Origin of the sequence: Oryzifoliimicrobium ureilyticum (genome assembly GCF_037199735.1) — a bacterium.
In the GTDB taxonomy this organism is placed as follows: Bacteria; Pseudomonadota; Alphaproteobacteria; order Rhizobiales; family Rhizobiaceae; genus Rhizobium; species Rhizobium ureilyticus.
In genome coordinates this window covers 1-17,571 of sequence record NZ_JBBBVQ010000040.1, presented here as the reverse complement: position 1 = coordinate 17,571, position 17,571 = coordinate 1, and the positions used below count along the sequence as shown (strand labels likewise).

Sequence of the window (17,571 nt, the reverse complement as noted above, 5' to 3'; positions counted from 1 at the left end):
TTGAACTCGCCGAAATACTTCGTAATCGCTGCCGTCAAGGACGTCTTGCCGTGGTCAACGTGCCCAATCGTCCCAATGTTGACGTGCGGCTTGTTCCGCTCAAACTTACTCTTTGCCATTTTCGGCTCTCCGTTTTTTGTCCCCGAGGGGGTGTTCTTTTTAATTCAAAGTCCAGAGGGTATTCCGGTCACTTCTGACCGGAATACTTTGCCTGAATTTCCGTCGCAACGTTGGACGGAACTGGCGCATAATGATCGAAGACCATCGAATACTGCGCACGGCCCTGCGACATGGAGCGCAGATTGTCGACGTACTTGAACATGTTAGCCAGCGGCACATGTGCATTGATGACGACTGCGATACCACGGCTTTCCTGGCCCTGGATCTGACCACGACGAGAGTTCAGATCGCCGATAACGTCGCCGACATAGTCTTCCGGCGTTACGACTTCGACTTTCATCATTGGCTCAAGAAGCTGTGCACCAGCCTTCTTCGCTGCTTCACGGAAGCAAGCACGCGCCGCGATTTCGAAGGCCAGAACCGACGAGTCAACATCATGGAACGCACCGTCGATGAGCGTCGCTTTCACGCCGAGCATCGGGAAGCCAGCGAGAGGACCCGAGGAAAGAACGCTTTCGATGCCCTTCTGGACACCTGGAATGTATTCCTTCGGAACTGCACCGCCAACGATCTTGGATTCGAAGACGAAGTCATCGCCATCCGGGTTCGGTTCGAAGACGAGCTTGACGCGCGCGAACTGACCGGTACCACCGGACTGCTTCTTATGCGTGTAGTCCTCTTCGTGCTTTCTCGTGATCGTCTCACGATAAGCAACCTGCGGGGCGCCAACAGTTGCCTCAACCTTGAACTCGCGACGCATGCGATCAACGAGAATGTCGAGGTGAAGCTCTCCCATCCCTGCAATGATGGTCTGACCTGATTCCTGGTCAGTCTTCACGCGGAAGGAAGGGTCTTCGGCAGCCAGACGATTGAGCGCCAAGCCCATCTTTTCCTGATCGCCCTTGGACTTCGGCTCAATGGCGATCTGGATGACGGGTTCAGGGAACTCCATGCGCTCCAGGATAACCGGCTTCAGAGGATCGCAAAGCGTATCGCCCGTTGTCGTTTCCTTCAGACCAGCAAGAGCAACGATGTCGCCAGCGAAGGCTTCTTCGATGTCTTCACGTGAGTTCGAATGCATCTGCAGCATACGGCCAACGCGCTCGCGCTTTTCCTTGACGGTGTTCATCAAGGACGAGCCCTTTTCGAGCTTACCGGAGTAAATGCGGCAGAACGTCAACGAACCGACGAAGGGGTCGTTCATGATCTTGAACGCAAGCATCGAAAGCGGCTCGGCATCGTCAGGATGACGCTCGATTTCGCTCTCCGTCTTTACGTCAATCCCCTTGATCGCCGGAATATCGATCGGCGAAGGCAGGTATTCGACCACTGCGTCGAGCAGCGGCTGAACGCCCTTGTTCTTGAAGGCAGAGCCGCAGAACATTGGGAAGAACTTCACGTCAATCGTGCCGCGACGGATAAGAGCACGGATCTTATCATTGTCTGGCATGTCGCCATTCAAGTAAGCTTCCATGGCTTCTTCGTCGATCTCGACAACCGTCTCGATCAACTTTTCGCGGAATTCTTCTGCACGCTCCTTAAGATCGTCAGGAATTTCAACGACGTCCCACTGTGCGCCGAGAGACTCGTCGCGCCACACGAGAGCGTTCATTTCAATCAGATCGACAACGCCCTTGAATTCGGTTTCTGCACCGATCGGCAATTGGCAGACGACGGCGGTCGCGCCAAGGCGCGTCTTAATCATCTCGACAGAGCGGTAGAAGTCCGCGCCAGTCTTGTCCATCTTGTTGCAGAAGATCATCCGCGGAACGTTGTACTTGTCAGCCTGACGCCAGACCGTTTCGGTCTGTGGCTCTACGCCAGCGTTGGCATCAAGGAGAGCAACAGCGCCGTCGAGAACGCGCAAGGAACGTTCGACTTCGATCGTGAAGTCAACGTGGCCGGGCGTGTCGATAATGTTGAAGCGGCGCATCTTGCCGTCACGGCCCTTCCAGAAGGTCGTGGTGGCAGCGGACGTGATCGTGATGCCACGCTCCTGCTCCTGCTCCATCCAGTCCATCGTGGCAGCGCCATCGTGAACTTCGCCGATCTTATGCGACTTACCGGTGTAGTAAAGAATACGTTCGGTGGTCGTTGTCTTACCGGCGTCGATATGCGCCATGATACCGAAATTACGGTAGTCTTCGATTTTATATTCGCGAGCCATGATGGACTGCCTTTCGATAACCGGGCCGAATTACCAACGATAATGCGAGAACGCGCGGTTGGCGTCGGCCATCTTGTGCGTGTCTTCGCGCTTCTTGACAGCGGAGCCACGGTTGTTGGATGCATCGAGAAGTTCGCCGGAAAGGCGATCAACCATTGTCGTTTCGTTGCGCTTGCGAGCAGCAGCAATCAGCCAACGGATAGCCAGGGCCTGACGGCGCTCAGGACGAACATCAACTGGAACCTGATACGTTGCACCACCGACACGACGCGAACGGACTTCAACGTGCGGAGCGACGTTTTCAAGCGCCTGATGGAAGATGTTGAGCGGCTCTTGCTTGGCTTTGGCCTGCACTGCATCGAAAGCACCGTAAACGATATTTTCGGCGACAGACTTCTTGCCGTCCAGCATGATGGCGTTCATGAATTTCGTGACGACGAGATCGCCGAACTTCGGGTCCGGATTGATCTCGCGCTTTTCTGCTCTATGACGTCGTGACATAACTTCTCGTCTCTTTAACCGTTAAGGCGCTCAACCACGCGGAGGACCTCGCGCAGCGCCGGAATCGTTTCAACCGAATTACTTCGGACGCTTTGCACCGTACTTTGAACGGCGCTGCTTGCGGTTCTTGACACCCTGGGTATCGAGAACGCCGCGGATGATGTGATAACGTACACCTGGAAGGTCCTTAACACGGCCGCCACGGATCATGACAACAGAGTGTTCCTGAAGGTTGTGACCTTCACCAGGGATATAGCCGATGACTTCAAAGCCATTGGTCAGGCGGATTTTAGCGACCTTACGAAGAGCCGAGTTCGGCTTTTTCGGCGTCGTCGTATAAACGCGGGTGCAAACACCGCGCTTTTGTGGGTTTTCCTGCAGGGCAGGAACCTTATTACGCTTTACACTTGCCTGGCGAGGCTTGCGGATCAGCTGGTTTACGGTAGGCATTCAACCATCCCTTACATTTGTCTAGCGCCCTTACGGGCCGAAGCGCGTCGAAGACTGAACGCCGCAGGGCGCGCCTCACGTTCTTGTTCCTGCACATGCCGCAAGCCCGAAAGCGGATCCCGTTTTCGGGCGACATGCTCGTATACACGCCGTCTCCGGCAAGATCACACGTCTCTTCAATGCACAAAATGTGGCACGACCCCATTTTTCCGGATCGACCACACAAGGCAGAGGACGCAAAGACATGCGTCATGCATACGGGCATCATATCTTCAACGTGCGTTTCGAACCTTGTTTGAGGTAAAGCTCCGGAGCGTGTCGCTCTGAAATTCCACGCCTCACATGGGTTCCGATGGCGCGGGTTACTACTGGTTCAAAGGCCTTTCGTCAAGGGCGGCAGGGAAATATCTTGCCAAAGCCCTACTGCAAGCCCGTTTATGACAGAAATATCGGAACACTTCGCCGCATTCCGGGTCGAAGAAAAAGCCGGGCAAGGGAACAAAAAAGGCTTTAAAGAATCATGCCATAGCGAATCTTTATGCGCTCAGCGCCTGAAGCCCTACCCTTAGCGGTGATTCCGAACAAAGGACCTCTCATGATATCAAATCCCGATAACGACAATAATCTCGAAGAACCAATGATCTTCATCATTATCGGCAAGGGATATGAGTCGGACAAGAAAAAGGGCGTGTCCCTTCATGTACTTCTGAAGGCGGCTGACGATGACAGCGCTGTTCGTGGCGCTCTAAACGCGCTTGCTGAAGAAGGTTTTGCGGAAGCCGACTTGGATCAAATCGGGCTGCTGCAGGATGCGCCTGAAGACGAGCCGCACGCCTCTGCCTACAAGGATGCTGTGGCTGGCGAAATTGCCATCATCCGGTTTGACGGCTAAAAAGGTCTAACTTCTGTTGCTCGAAAAAGGCCGCGTTTCGACTTGTCGGACGCGGCCTAACTTTGCGTGTCGTTCTTCTGAATGGGCTAAGTCTTTCGATCCGCGCACAAGCCCTTCCTGTCAGCCGATCTCATGTCGGATAACATTTGCGCATCGGCATTGTGACTTTGTACCTCGACCAAACGTTCAGATATGGATTCAATAAAAAAACCGCCCGGATGTCTCCGGGCGGTGATTTGGATCTAGCAGTCTATCCCAAGCTTACTCAGCGGCAGGTGCATTTTCGCCAGCCATGTCGCGCAGCATCGGCGTTGCCGAATCTGCGCCCGTGCCCTTACGACGCTCTTCAAGAATAAGATCGTCACGGGCCGTGGCAATTCTGCGAATCTGCGTCATTGTACCGCCCGTACCAGCTGGGATGAGGCGGCCGACGATCACGTTTTCCTTCAGACCCTGCAGACCATCGGTCTTGCCGGCGATTGCAGCTTCCGTGAGAACCTTTGTGGTTTCTTGGAACGATGCGGCGGAAATGAACGACGGTGTTTGGAGCGACGCCTTGGTGATACCCAGAAGAACAGGGTCGCCAGAAGCGGGACGCTTGCCTTCCTCGATAAGGGCGTCGTTGACGTCCTCCAGTTCGATGCGATCGACATTGTCGCCAACGATGTAGGTGGAGTCACCTGCATCGGTGATTTCGACCTTCTGCAGCATCTGGCGAACGATTACCTCGATGTGCTTATCGTTGATCACAACGCCCTGCAGTCGATAAACTTCCTGAATTTCATTCACGAGATAGGAAGCCAAGGCTTCCACGCCCTTGATTGCCAGGATGTCATGCGGTGCCGGGTTGCCGTCGAGGATATAATCACCCTTTTCGATGTAGTCGCCATCTTGAAGATGGAACGGCTTACCTTTCGGGATGAGATACTCGACCGGCTCAACGCCGTCCTCCGCAGGCTCGATGATGACGCGACGCTTGTTCTTATAGTCGCGGCCCAGGCGAACCGTACCATCGATCTCAGCGATGATGGCATGATCCTTCGGACGACGCGCTTCGAAGAGTTCAGCAACGCGTGGCAGACCACCGGTGATGTCCTTGGTCTTGGCGCTTTCTAGAGGAGAACGCGCAAGAACATCGCCCTGGCTAACTTTCTGACCTGGCTCGACCGACAGGATCGCATCCACCGAGAGAAGGAAGCGAGCATCGCTACCACGCGACAGCTTGGCGATGTTACCGTTGGCATCCTTGATGACGATAGCAGGCTTCAAATCCGAACCACGCGGCGTCGAACGCCAGTCGATAACCTGACGCTTTGTAATACCGGTGGATTCGTCCGTGGCTTCGAGCACAGACAGACCGTCGACGACGTCTTCGAAGTGAACCGTACCAGCCAGTTCCGTCATCATCGGACGGGTGTATGGATCCCACTCAGCAAGACGCTGACCGCGCTTGACCTTGTCACCATCGTCGACAAACAGCTTTGAGCCGTAAGCAACACGCTGCGAAGACCGCTCGACACCGCGCTCGTCAAGGATCTGTACCGCCATGTTACGACCCATGGCAACCAGGTTTCCTTCCGAATTGCGGAGAACGTTGCGGTTCTTGATCTGAACGGTGCCCTCATACGATGCTTCCAAGAAGGACTGGTCGACAACCGTCGCCGTGCCGCCCAAGTGGAAGGTACGCATCGTAAGCTGGGTTCCCGGCTCACCGATCGACTGTGCAGCAATAACGCCGACAGCTTCACCGATGTTGACAGGTGTACCGCGTGCAAGGTCACGGCCGTAGCAGACCGAGCAGACGCCCGTCTGGATTTCGCACGTCAAGGCCGAGCGAATACGAACCGACTGGATGCCAGCCTTTTCGATTTCTACGACATGCGGCTCAAGGATCATCTCACCCGCTGGGATGATCGTCTCACCCGTTACTGGGTTGTCGATGTCGTCAAGTGCCGTACGACCAAGGATACGAGCGCCAAGAGAAGCAACGACCTGGCCAGCATCGACGATCGCAGTCATGGTCAAGCCATTCTGCGTGCCGCAATCGATCTGCGTGACGATGCAATCCTGCGCCACGTCAACCAGACGACGCGTCAGGTAGCCCGAGTTCGCAGTCTTCAGCGCCGTATCTGCAAGGCCCTTACGAGCACCGTGGGTCGAGTTGAAGTACTCGTTGACGGTCAGACCTTCCTTAAAGTTCGAAATGATCGGCGTTTCGATGATTTCGCCTGACGGCTTGGCCATAAGGCCGCGCATGCCGCCCAGCTGACGCATCTGGTTCGGAGAACCACGCGCACCGGAATGGCTCATCATGTAGATCGAGTTCATCGGCTTCTGACGGCCGGTGGAATCGTCGAACTCGACGGCCTTAATGCGGGCCATCATCTCTTCAGCAACCTTTTCGGTGGCCTTGCCCCAGGCGTCGACAACCTTGTTGTACTTCTCGCCCTGCGTGATCAGACCATCGTTGTACTGCTGCTCGTATTCCTTGACCAAGGATTCCGTATCAGCAACGATCTTCGCCTTGGACGATGGGATAACCATGTCGTCCTTGCCGAAAGAAATGCCTGCGCGGCAAGCATGCGAGAAGCCAAGCTGCATGATCCTGTCGCAGAAGATCACTGTGTCCTTCTGGCCGCAGTGACGGTAGACCGCGTCGATCATCTTGGAGATGTTCTTCTTGGTCATTTCCTGGTTGCAGATGTCGAAAGGAACCTTGTGGTTCTTCGGCAGAAGCTCACCGATCAAGAGACGTCCAGGCGTCGTTTCATGGATCTTTGAAACAGCATTGCCATTTTCATCGACCGTCTTGAAACGACCGCGAATCTTGGTGTGAAGCGTCACAACCTTGCTTTCCAGCGCGTGATGCAACTCGCCGAGATCGGAGAAGGCCATGCCTTCGCCAGGCTCGTTCTGGTTCATGATCGAAAGATAATAAAGACCAAGAACCATGTCCTGCGACGGAACGATAATCGGCGCGCCGTTCGCAGGATGCAGGATGTTGTTCGTCGACATCATCAACACGCGTGCTTCGAGCTGGGCTTCCAGCGAAAGCGGAACGTGAACAGCCATCTGGTCGCCGTCAAAGTCAGCGTTGAAGGCGGTGCAGACAAGCGGATGCAACTGGATGGCCTTGCCTTCGACCAGGATCGGTTCGAAAGCCTGAATGCCCAGGCGGTGCAACGTCGGAGCGCGGTTCAGCAGAACCGGATGCTCGCGAATGACCTCGTCTAGGATATCCCAGACTTCCGGCTTTTCCTTTTCAACAAGCTTCTTGGCCTGCTTGACGGTCGAAGAATAACCTTTCGCGTCAAGACGAGCATAGATGAATGGCTTGAAGAGCTCGAGAGCCATCTTCTTCGGAAGACCGCACTGATGAAGCTTCAGTTCAGGACCCGTTACGATAACCGAACGACCCGAATAGTCCACGCGCTTGCCGAGAAGGTTCTGACGGAAGCGACCCTGCTTGCCCTTCAGCATGTCGGACAACGACTTCAGCGGACGCTTGTTGGCGCCGGTGATGACGCGGCCGCGACGGCCGTTGTCAAACAGCGCGTCGACAGATTCCTGCAGCATGCGCTTTTCGTTGCGGATAATGATGCCAGGAGCGCGAAGTTCGATCAGACGCTTCAGACGATTGTTACGGTTGATGACGCGGCGGTAAAGATCGTTGAGGTCAGACGTTGCAAAACGACCGCCGTCAAGCGGCACGAGAGGACGCAGATCCGGTGGGATAACCGGAACGACCTTCATGATCATCCACTCGGGACGATTGCCCGACTCGATGAAATTCTCGACGATCTTTAGCCGCTTCATCAGCTTCTTCTGCTTAAGATCTGAGGTCGTATCGGCAAGCTCGGCGCGAAGATCGCCGGCAATCTTGTCGAGGTTCATCGACGCCAGCATCTCGTAGATAGCCTCGGCGCCGATCATTGCCGTGAACTGGTCTTCACCATATTCGTCGATCGCCAGCATGTACTCTTCTTCGCTGAGGAGCTGATGCTCCTTCAACGCGGTCAAGCCGGGCTCGGTGACGATGTAGTTTTCGAAGTAGAGAACGCGCTCTACATCCTTCAACGTCATGTCAAGCAGCGTCGAGATGCGGCTCGGCAGAGACTTCAGGAACCAGATATGCGCAACCGGAGCTGCAAGTTCGATATGGCCCATGCGCTCGCGACGAACGCGAGACAGCGTGACTTCCACGCCGCATTTTTCGCAGATGATGCCCTTGTACTTCATGCGCTTGTACTTGCCGCAAAGGCATTCGTAGTCTTTGATCGGCCCGAAGATACGCGCGCAGAAAAGACCGTCACGTTCTGGCTTGAACGTACGGTAGTTGATGGTTTCCGGCTTTTTGATTTCGCCGTAGGACCAGGAGAGAATCTTCTCCGGAGAGGCAATCGAAATCCTGATAGAATCGAAATTCTGTGCAGGCATCTGCGGATTGAAAAGATTCATGACCTCTTGGTTCATGCCTGTCTCCTTCATGGGCTTAGCGCCCTTGGCNGACCAGGAGAGAATCTTCTCCGGAGAGGCAATCGAAATCCTGATAGAATCGAAATTCTGTGCAGGCATCTGCGGATTGAAAAGATTCATGACCTCTTGGTTCATGCCTGTCTCCTTCATGGGCTTAGCGCCCTTGGCTTGCGATGAGCGCCGGCATCCCGGGCGCCGCGCCATCGCCTAAAACGATGAAAACCGCTGCTGCGGTTAGTCCGCCCCTACCCTCGCCGAGCTTGCGGCTTCGGATGGAGCCGGCGCGCGCCGACAGACAGCGCGCGCCTTTTATTTTTACTCTGCAGCGTCCGGCAGTTCGCTCGTTTGCTGGACATCCTCGATCTTCGAGTTTTCCAGCTCGACCGACAGGCCAAGAGAACGCATTTCCTTGACGAGAACGTTGAAGCTCTCCGGAATGCCTGCCTCGAACGTGTCGTCGCCACGAACGATCGCTTCGTAGACTTTCGTACGGCCGGCTACGTCGTCCGACTTTACCGTCAGCATTTCCTGCAGGGTGTAGGCAGCGCCGTAGGCTTCCAGAGCCCAGACTTCCATTTCCCCGAAGCGCTGACCGCCGAACTGTGCCTTGCCGCCCAATGGCTGCTGCGTCACGAGCGAGTAAGGACCGATCGAACGAGCGTGGATCTTGTCGTCAACAAGGTGGTTCAGCTTCAACATGTAGATGTAGCCAACAGTCACCTGCCGGTCGAACTGCTCGCCAGTACGGCCGTCATACAGCGTCGACTGACCAGACTCGCGAAGACCTGCCATCTTCAACATGGCGTTGACATCCGCTTCGTTCGCACCGTCGAAGACCGGCGTTGCAATCGAAACGCCGCGCTTCCACTGGTCGGCCAGACGAAGAACCGAGTCATCGTCATAATCCTTGACGGGCTCGCCCTTCGGTCCTGTTCCCGAAACGTCGGTGATGGTCTTACGGAGCGGAGCAATATCGCCGCTTTGCTTGTAAGCTTCCAAAAGCTCCCCGATCTGTCTGCCCATACCGGCGCAGGCCCAACCGAGATGCGTTTCCAGAATCTGGCCGACGTTCATGCGCGAGGGAACGCCGAGCGGGTTGAGCACGACGTCAACGTGCGTTCCATCTTCCAGGAACGGCATGTCTTCAATCGGCACAATGCGCGATACAACACCCTTGTTACCGTGACGGCCAGCCATCTTGTCGCCGGGCTGGATCTTACGCTTCACGGCGACGAAGACCTTAACCATCTTCATCACGCCGGGCGGCATTTCATCGCCGCGCTGTACCTTCTCGACCTTATCCATGAAGCGCTGTTCAAGGCGCGACTTGGATTCATCGTATTGGCCACGGAGTGCTTCGATCTCGGCCTGTACTTTTTCGTCTTCAACAGCAAACATCCACCACTGCGAGCGGGGATATTCAGAGACGACAGCGTTTGACAGCTGCGTACCCTTCTTGAAGCCCTTCGGACCAGCAACAGAGTTCTGACCGCGCAGCATCTCGATCAGGCGCCCGTAGACGTTACGATCGAGGATCGCCTGTTCGTCGTCACGGTCCTTGGCAAGACGCTCGATCTCTTCGCGTTCAATCGCCATTGCACGTTCGTCTTTTTCGACGCCGTGACGGTTAAAGACACGAACTTCAACGACCGTGCCGTAGGTGCCGGGCGGCATACGCATGGACGTGTCGCGAACGTCAGAAGCCTTTTCGCCGAAGATGGCGCGCAGAAGCTTTTCTTCCGGCGTCATCGGGCTTTCGCCCTTTGGCGTGATCTTGCCGACGAGGATATCACCAGGCTGAACTTCAGCACCGATATACACGATGCCGGCTTCGTCCAAGTTTTTCAGCGCTTCTTCCGAAACGTTCGGAATATCGCGCGTGATTTCTTCAGGACCAAGCTTCGTGTCACGCGCCATCACTTCGAATTCTTCGATGTGAATGGAGGTGAACACGTCGTCAGCAACGATGCGCTCCGACAGGAGGATCGAGTCTTCGTAGTTGTAGCCATTCCACGGCATGAACGCGACCAGCGCGTTGCGGCCAAGAGCCAGATCGCCGAGGTCGGTCGAAGGACCGTCCGCGAGGATATCGCCCTTGTTGACGACGTCACCGACCGTCACCAGCGGACGCTGATTAACGCAGGTGTTCTGGTTCGAGCGCTGGAACTTCTGCAGACGATAGATGTCAACGCCGGACTTGCCGGATTCGAGATCTTCCGTCGCACGGATAACGATACGAGTCGCGTCGACCTGATCCACCACGCCACTGCGCCGTGCGCCGATCGCAGCTCCGGAATCGCGAGCGACGACGGGCTCCATCCCGGTTCCGACGAACGGTGCTTCGGCACGCAGCAGAGGCACAGCTTGACGCTGCATGTTCGAGCCCATCAGAGCGCGGTTGGCGTCGTCGTTTTCCAGGAACGGAATGAGCGCTGCAGCGACCGAAACAACCTGTTTCGGCGAAACGTCCATCAGGTTCATGCTGTCGCGCGGAGCAAGCATAACTTCCCCCGCATGACGGCAAACCACGAACTCATCAGCAAACGAACCGTCTGCATTCAGCTCTGCGTTTGCCTGAGCGACGTAGTACTTCGCTTCTTCCATGGCCGACAGATAAAGAACGTCGTTCGTTACCTTCCCGTCGACGATCCGACGATACGGGCTTTCGATAAAGCCGTATTTGTTTACACGAGCAAAGGTCGCAAGCGAGTTGATCAAACCGATGTTTGGACCTTCCGGCGTTTCAATCGGGCAGATACGGCCATAATGCGTCGGGTGAACGTCGCGGACTTCGAAGCCTGCGCGTTCGCGGGTAAGACCACCTGGGCCAAGAGCCGACAGACGGCGCTTGTGCGTGATTTCCGAGAGCGGATTGACCTGGTCCATGAACTGCGAAAGCTGCGAGGATCCAAAGAATTCGCGCACTGCGGCTGCAGCTGGCTTTGCATTGATCAGGTCCTGCGGCATGACCGTGTCGATCTCGATCGAGGACATGCGTTCCTTGATCGCGCGCTCCATGCGAAGCAAGCCGAGACGATACTGATTCTCCATCAATTCGCCCACAGAACGAACGCGACGATTGCCGAGGTTGTCGATGTCGTCGATCTCGCCCTTGCCGTCACGCAGCTCGACGAGCATCTTGACGACCGCCAGGATATCTTCCTTACGCAGGACACGAACCGTATCTGGGCAATCGAGATCAAGACGCATGTTCATCTTGACGCGGCCAACTGCCGAGAGGTCATAGCGCTCCGCATCGAAGAACAGCGAATTGAACATCGCCTCCCCCGACTCCATAGTCGGCGGTTCGCCCGGACGCATAACGCGGTAAATGTCGAAAAGCGCGTCCTGCCGGTTCTCATTCTTGTCAGCCGACAAGGTGTTGCGGATATAGGCGCCAACATTGATGTGGTCGATGCCCAGAACCGGGATCTCGTCAAAGCCATTGTCGAGAATGATGGGGAGCGTCTTTTCGTCGATTTCGTCGCCGGCTTCCAGATAGATTTCACCCGTCTGGTAGTTGACGATATCCTCGGCCAGGTAGTTGCCGTAGAGGTCTTCGTCGGTCGCCTTGAGAGCCTTCAAGCCCTTCTCGCTCAATTGACGAAGCAGACGTGGCGTGAGCTTCTTACCTGCCTCGACCACCACTTCACCGGTGTCGGCATCAATCATGGCAGTGATGGACTTCGTGCCCTTCAATGTCTCGGCATTGAAAGGAACGCGCCATCCGTCACCGTCGCGGGTGTAATCGGACTTCGTATAGAAGGTCGAAAGAATGTCCTCGCCATCCATGCCGAGCGCCATGAGCAGCGAAGTCACAGGAATCTTGCGGCGACGGTCGATACGCGCATAGACGATGTCTTTCGCGTCGAACTCGATGTCGAGCCACGAACCACGATACGGGATCACGCGCGCGGCAAACAGCAGCTTGCCCGACGAATGGCTCTTGCCCTTGTCGTGATCGAAAAACACGCCAGGCGAACGATGCATCTGCGAAACGATGACGCGTTCGGTACCGTTCACGATGAACGTACCATTGTTGGTCATCAGCGGCATATCGCCCATGTAGACGGACTGCTCTTTGATGTCCTTGATGGACTTGGCGCCGGTATCTTCGTCAATATCGAACACGATAAGGCGAAGCGTCACCTTCAAAGGCGCTGCATATGTCAGGTCGCGCTGACGGCACTCGTCGACGTCGAATTTCGGCGGTTCAAATTCGTACGACACGAATTCGAGCATGGAAGCGCCGGAAAAGTCCGTGATCGGAAATACCGACTTGAAGACAGCCTGAAGACCCTCGTCCGGACGTCCGCCCTTCGGCTCTTCAACCATCAAGAATTGATCATACGATGCTTTTTGAACCTCGATAAGGTTCGGCATCTCTGCGACTTCAGGAATTTTTCCGAAAAATTTGCGTACGCGCCTACGACCATTGAACGAATGGGTCTGAGCCATCGTCGCTCCTTCAAAAAATGCATCCGGGCCTGCAACGGACGGGAACCGATGGCCAGTCGACCCCGTCTAAAATGGGATAGTTCAACCTCGTTCCGCTTCCCGAAGCGCGCGGCCGGATTGCCTTTGCCTTCAGTTCGGAACCATGCTCTTGAAGAACCCATTACCCAAAAGCCGTTTTCACGCGGCTTTTGGGTAATCAGTCCTAAAAACGGCAAATGGGAGGCGCCCTATATATGGCACCTCCCGCATGCATTTCAAGCTTACTTAACGTCGGCCTTTGCGCCAGCGTCTTCCAGCTTCTTCTTGATGTCAGCAGCTTCGCCCTTGGAAATGCCTTCCTTGACAGCCTTAGGAGCGCCTTCGACGAGGTCCTTAGCTTCCTTGAGGCCGAGGCCGGTGATGCCGCGAACTTCCTTGATGACGTTGATCTTGTTGGCGCCAGCGTCAACGAGGATAACGTCAAACTCAGTCTTTTCTTCTTCAACAGGAGCAGCTGCACCTGCACCACCAGCTGCGGCTGCAACAGCAACCGGAGCAGCAGCAGAAACGCCCCACTTCTCTTCAAGCATCTTGGACAGTTCTGCAGCTTCCAGAACGGTCAACGAGGAGAGGTCTTCAACGATCTTTGCGAGATCAGCCATTTTCTTACTTCCTTTAGTGTTCGGTTCGAACCGGTTTTCAATAAACAGCGAAAAACCGCCTTAAGCGGCTTCGTCCTTCTTGGCATAGGCCGCAAACACGCGGGCAAGCTGAGCTGCCGGTGCTTGAACAACGCCTGCGATACGCGTGGCTGGAGTCTGGATCATGCCCAGCAGCTTCGCGCGCAGTTCATCAAGCGAAGGCAGGGTCGCAAGCGACTTGACTGCTTCCGCGTTGAGCGTTGTCGATCCCATGGCGCCACCAATAACAACGAGCTTATCGTTGGTTTTGGCGAAGTCCATGACGACCTTTGGAGCCGTGATCGGATCTTCACTGAAAGCGATCAGTGTCTGACCCGTGAAGAGATTTGCCATCCCTTCCGACTCCGTGCCCTGAAGAGCAATTTTGGCCAGGCGGTTTTTCGCGACCTTCACGGTGCCGCCAGCAGCGCGCATCTTCGAACGAAAATCGTTCATCTGTGCGACTGTGACACCGGCGTAGTGGGCCACAACAACCGAACCGGAAGTCTTGAAGACTTCGTTCAGTTCTGTGACGAATTCGCGCTTTTCCGCTCTTTCCACTGCCTATCTCCAGTTGACGGGCCTTTTACAAGAACCCGCCGGGTTGCCTTTACCTCCCGGGACCGAGACGATCCCAAGCGGCGCTCGAGGATCCTGTCCACTCGCGCTTCGCGCCCGATGGGGCTGAAGGCACAGGGCATCCAAGGCTCGAACCGAAACAACGTGGGAAACCCACGAAATCGGATCTCACCCCGTCTCATGCAGGCAAAAGCGATTAAGGCTGATGCCACCTGCAATCTCGGACAGGATTCCGGATTTCTCCGGAATATTCCGGCCCCTTGGCAGGGCCGGAATCTTTTCGCGGGATTATCCCGCATAATTTAACAAGCGGCCGATATGGCCAGCTCAAATTAGGCGCCTGGAGCCGAGACCGACGAAGGATCGATCTTTACGCCAGGACCCATTGTCGAAGAAATAGCGACGCGCTTGACGTAGTTGCCCTTCGCACCGACTGGCTTTGCCTTCAAGACAGCATCAGCGAACGCACGGATGTTTTCTTCCAGCGCCTTGGCTTCAAACGAAGCCTTTCCAATACCTGCATGGATAATGCCAGCCTTTTCGACGCGGAATTCAACAGCACCGCCCTTGGAAGCCTTGATGGCGCCAGCAACGTCCATGGTCACGGTACCGACCTTCGGGTTCGGCATCATACCGCGCGGACCCAGAACTTTACCCAGACGACCAACAAGCGGCATCATGTCAGGCGTTGCAATGCAACGATCGAAATCGATCTTGCCGCCCTGTACGATTTCGACGAGTTCTTCTGCGCCGACGATATCAGCGCCGGCAGCTTTCGCTTCATCAGCCTTGGCGCCACGTGCGAAGACAGCGACGCGCACATCCTTACCCGTGCCGTTCGGCAGGTTGACAACGCCACGGACCATCTGGTCGGCATGACGCGGATCGACACCCAGGTTCATTGCAATTTCAACAGTTTCGTCGAACTTCGCAACCGCGCGCTCCTTGACCATGCTGATAGCAGCATCAAGAGCGTAAAGCTTTGTTGGATCAACACCTTCGTTGATCTTTTTCGTACGCTTTCCAGCCATGATCTTAACCTACCACTTCCAGGCCCATGGCGCGGGCAGAGCCCTCGATCATAGCCATCGCACCGTCGATATCAGCCGCATTCAGATCCTTCATCTTCGCTTCAGCGATAGACTTGATCTGCGCCTTGGTGAGCTTGCCGACAAATGAACCCTTGCCAGGCGTCTTCGAACCGGACTGAATCTTGGCTTCCTTCTTGAGGAAGTAGCTGACTGGCGGCTGCTTCATCGCAAAGGTGAAAGACTTATCCTGGTAATAGGTGATGACGACCGGGATCGGCATACCCTTTTCCATTTCCTGCGTAGCGGCGTTGAACGCCTTGCAGAATTCCATGATGTTGATGCCGCGCTGACCAAGCGCAGGTCCGATTGGCGGGGACGGGTTAGCCGATCCTGCCTTGACCTGAAGCTTGAGCTGGCCTGCAACTTTCTTAGCCATTGCTCTCTGCCTTTCAAATACGGCCGGTTACCCGGCCTCCTAATGCCGGAACTCCGGCGGCTGCGGTTGCGTGGTGCGGTCCGTGTAGAAGCGGCTAACTTCGACGACCTTCCACGCGATTTACGGGACATGCCCTTTATGGGCAGCGGTAAATCCGCTCCCCACATTCCTCAACAATCAGACTTTTTCAACCTGACCGTATTCGAGCTCGACCGGCGTCGCGCGGCCGAAGATAGACACCTCGACCTTGAGGCGTGAACGCTCTTCATCCACATCCTGAACAACGCCGTTGAAGGATGCAAACGGACCATCCGATACGCGGACCTGCTCGCCAATCTCAAAGCTAACCGAAGACTTCGGACGCTCGACACCCTCCTGCACCTGACCCAGAATGCGCTCGGCTTCATGGTCCGGAATCGGAACCGGCTTATTATCGGAACCGAGAAAACCGGTGACTTTCGGCGTGTTCTTGATCAGGTGGTAAGCCTCATCCGTCAGATTGGCGCGAACCAGCACATATCCTGGAAAGAACTTCCGCTCCGAATCGACCTTACGGCCGCGACGGACTTCGACCACCTTCTCTGTCGGAACCAAAATCCTCTCGAAAAGATGCTCCAGCCCCTTCTGGCGAGCCTTCTCTTCAATCGACTCAGCAACCTTCTTTTCGAAATTTGAATATGCGTGAACGATATACCAACGCGCGGCCATCTTGTCTCTCCAATCGCTCAGCTTGCAACGCCCAACACCCAGCTCAACGCGAGGCTGATGAGCTGGTCGGCGGCAAAGAAAAACAGCGCGGAAATAATGACCATGACAAGGACCATGACGGTCGAGATCATCGTTTCACGGCGCGATGGCCAAGTGACCTTTGACGTCTCGGTGCGAACTTGCCGCAGAAACGTTATCGGATTGGATTTTGATGCCATTGCCTGTCCACGCATTTACGGCACGTAAAGCTGATTGTCTCAGCCCCACGCACCGCGTGTCTGTTGAATTCCCAATAAATGCCCGCGTCCTAGAATACAAGAGGAAACTGACATTCGCTCATCGCCAAACAAGAAAGGGCGCTGCGAATACTCGCGCTGCCTGTGATCTTGTTGGCAGGGGCAGAGGGGCTCGAACCCCCGACCTGCGGTTTTGGAGACCGCCGCTCTACCAGCTGAGCTATACCCCTTCTTCTCAGCGTTTGCGCGCTTTCGCATCGCCCGGCTTTGAAGTACGGCGCTCTTTAAGACGGTAACTGCTCCTTGGCAAGTAGGTATTCGAATTTTTTCCGACCGGATCCACATCGATGCGAAATGGCCGCCCTCCCTTTACATCAATTTTCTCGGAACCAATAAGTCTGGGGTTTGTTAACCGACTGTCGTAATCAACCGCTTTACGAGGAGAACAGAAGATGAAATTCAAGTTACTGGCGACATCCATGTTCGCAATCGGTGTGGCAACTTCCGCTTTCGCGCAGAGCACATCGGTTACCCCGGCCCAACAGAATGGCGCCTATCAGATCGATGACGCGGCAAATGGCGGTAGTGCACCGCGCTACTCTTCCGACGTCGTCGGCGACGGCAATGGAACGCATCCTGTGCCAATGCCAGACGTTGACCGCAACATCACATACAGCGTGGATCCTTCTCATGTGATGGAGTGCCCTGGAATGGCACAGCAGAACTCGGGCGTCGATACCCGCGGCGGTCAGAGCGGAGCATCTATTAGCGACTCCTGCCGCGAGCATGACAATTAAGAACACAGGAGCGACTAATTTCGGCAGCGTTGACGCCGAAGCCTGCCCCGCCCCTCTAGGC

General features: G+C 55.5%; 14 protein-coding genes and 1 tRNA gene. 2 read left to right on the top strand and 13 right to left on the bottom strand.

Annotated elements, in window-relative coordinates; all coding sequences use genetic code 11:
• From VQ830_RS27690 to rpsL, 4 genes are all read right to left on the bottom strand, one after another.
• Positions 1-119 (bottom strand): GTP-binding protein (locus VQ830_RS27690; protein ID WP_139108845.1); only part of this gene is annotated, 119 nt, incomplete at its 3' end.
• 68 nt (positions 120-187) lie between these two features.
• Positions 188-2,287 carry an elongation factor G gene (gene fusA, locus VQ830_RS27685; RefSeq protein ID WP_337271377.1) on the bottom strand — a complete coding sequence of 700 codons (2,100 nt, stop codon included), beginning with the start codon at positions 2,285-2,287 and terminating at the stop codon, positions 188-190.
• 30 nt (positions 2,288-2,317) lie between these two features.
• Positions 2,318-2,788: a 30S ribosomal protein S7 gene (gene rpsG, locus VQ830_RS27680; RefSeq protein ID WP_337271376.1), complete on the bottom strand. Its 471-nt coding sequence runs from the start codon at positions 2,786-2,788 to the stop codon at positions 2,318-2,320.
• A 78-nt stretch (positions 2,789-2,866) separates the two neighbouring features.
• Entirely contained in the window at positions 2,867-3,238 is a 372-nt protein-coding gene (gene rpsL / locus VQ830_RS27675; RefSeq protein ID WP_022719193.1) for a 30S ribosomal protein S12, read from the bottom strand.
• 595 nt (positions 3,239-3,833) lie between these two features.
• Between rpsL and VQ830_RS27670 the strand changes: the two genes are divergently transcribed.
• Complete coding sequence (locus tag VQ830_RS27670) at positions 3,834-4,130, top strand: transcriptional regulator (RefSeq protein WP_337271375.1); 297 nt, start codon at positions 3,834-3,836, stop codon at positions 4,128-4,130.
• Between the two features lie 261 nt (positions 4,131-4,391).
• Here VQ830_RS27670 and rpoC read toward each other — a convergent pair whose 3' ends face one another.
• From rpoC to VQ830_RS27625, 9 genes are all read right to left on the bottom strand, one after another.
• Entirely contained in the window at positions 4,392-8,603 is a 4,212-nt protein-coding gene (rpoC, locus tag VQ830_RS27665) for a DNA-directed RNA polymerase subunit beta' (protein WP_337271378.1), read from the bottom strand.
• Between the two features lie 318 nt (positions 8,604-8,921).
• A complete protein-coding gene (gene rpoB, locus VQ830_RS27660) occupies positions 8,922-13,064 on the bottom strand; it encodes a DNA-directed RNA polymerase subunit beta (protein ID WP_337271374.1) in 4,143 nt (1,380 codons plus the stop codon).
• Positions 13,065-13,324: 260 nt separating this feature from the next.
• Entirely contained in the window at positions 13,325-13,705 is a 381-nt protein-coding gene (gene rplL, locus VQ830_RS27655) for a 50S ribosomal protein L7/L12 (protein ID WP_337271373.1), read from the bottom strand.
• Between the two features lie 60 nt (positions 13,706-13,765).
• Positions 13,766-14,284, bottom strand: coding sequence for a 50S ribosomal protein L10 (gene rplJ / locus VQ830_RS27650; RefSeq protein WP_337271372.1), 519 nt, complete (start codon positions 14,282-14,284; stop codon positions 13,766-13,768).
• 350 nt (positions 14,285-14,634) lie between these two features.
• A complete protein-coding gene (gene rplA, locus VQ830_RS27645) occupies positions 14,635-15,333 on the bottom strand; it encodes a 50S ribosomal protein L1 (RefSeq protein ID WP_337271371.1) in 699 nt (232 codons plus the stop codon).
• A 4-nt stretch (positions 15,334-15,337) separates the two neighbouring features.
• On the bottom strand, positions 15,338-15,769 hold the full coding sequence (gene rplK, locus VQ830_RS27640; RefSeq protein WP_337271370.1) for a 50S ribosomal protein L11: 432 nt from the start codon (positions 15,767-15,769) through the stop codon (positions 15,338-15,340).
• A 177-nt stretch (positions 15,770-15,946) separates the two neighbouring features.
• Positions 15,947-16,477, bottom strand: coding sequence for a transcription termination/antitermination protein NusG (gene nusG, locus VQ830_RS27635; protein ID WP_337271369.1), 531 nt, complete (start codon positions 16,475-16,477; stop codon positions 15,947-15,949).
• Between the two features lie 17 nt (positions 16,478-16,494).
• The gene (gene secE, locus VQ830_RS27630; protein ID WP_337271368.1) at positions 16,495-16,695 is read right to left on the bottom strand and encodes a preprotein translocase subunit SecE; all 201 of its coding nucleotides are present in this window, start codon (positions 16,693-16,695) and stop codon (positions 16,495-16,497) included.
• 172 nt (positions 16,696-16,867) lie between these two features.
• A tRNA-Trp gene (locus VQ830_RS27625) sits at positions 16,868-16,943 on the bottom strand.
• Between the two features lie 222 nt (positions 16,944-17,165).
• Between VQ830_RS27625 and VQ830_RS27620 the strand changes: the two genes are divergently transcribed.
• Complete coding sequence (locus VQ830_RS27620; RefSeq protein WP_337271367.1) at positions 17,166-17,510, top strand: hypothetical protein; 345 nt, start codon at positions 17,166-17,168, stop codon at positions 17,508-17,510.
• Positions 17,511-17,571 lie beyond the last annotated feature (61 nt).

Excerpts from the sequence above, each read along its gene's own strand:
- fusA (WP_337271377.1), bottom strand. The coding sequence starts at position 2,287 with ATGGCTCGCGAATATAAAATCGAAGACTACCGTAATTTCGGTATCATG.
- rpsG (WP_337271376.1), bottom strand. The coding sequence starts at position 2,788 with ATGTCACGACGTCATAGAGCAGAAAAGCGCGAGATCAATCCGGACCCG.
- rpsL (WP_022719193.1), bottom strand. The coding sequence starts at position 3,238 with ATGCCTACCGTAAACCAGCTGATCCGCAAGCCTCGCCAGGCAAGTGTA.
- VQ830_RS27670 (WP_337271375.1), top strand. The coding sequence starts at position 3,834 with ATGATATCAAATCCCGATAACGACAATAATCTCGAAGAACCAATGATC.
- rpoC (WP_337271378.1), bottom strand. The coding sequence starts at position 8,603 with ATGAACCAAGAGGTCATGAATCTTTTCAATCCGCAGATGCCTGCACAG.
- rpoB (WP_337271374.1), bottom strand. The coding sequence starts at position 13,064 with ATGGCTCAGACCCATTCGTTCAATGGTCGTAGGCGCGTACGCAAATTT.
- rplL (WP_337271373.1), bottom strand. The coding sequence starts at position 13,705 with ATGGCTGATCTCGCAAAGATCGTTGAAGACCTCTCCTCGTTGACCGTT.
- rplA (WP_337271371.1), bottom strand. The coding sequence starts at position 15,333 with ATGGCTGGAAAGCGTACGAAAAAGATCAACGAAGGTGTTGATCCAACA.
- rplK (WP_337271370.1), bottom strand. The coding sequence starts at position 15,769 with ATGGCTAAGAAAGTTGCAGGCCAGCTCAAGCTTCAGGTCAAGGCAGGA.
- nusG (WP_337271369.1), bottom strand. The coding sequence starts at position 16,477 with ATGGCCGCGCGTTGGTATATCGTTCACGCATATTCAAATTTCGAAAAG.
- secE (WP_337271368.1), bottom strand. The coding sequence starts at position 16,695 with ATGGCATCAAAATCCAATCCGATAACGTTTCTGCGGCAAGTTCGCACC.
- VQ830_RS27620 (WP_337271367.1), top strand. The coding sequence starts at position 17,166 with ATGAAATTCAAGTTACTGGCGACATCCATGTTCGCAATCGGTGTGGCA.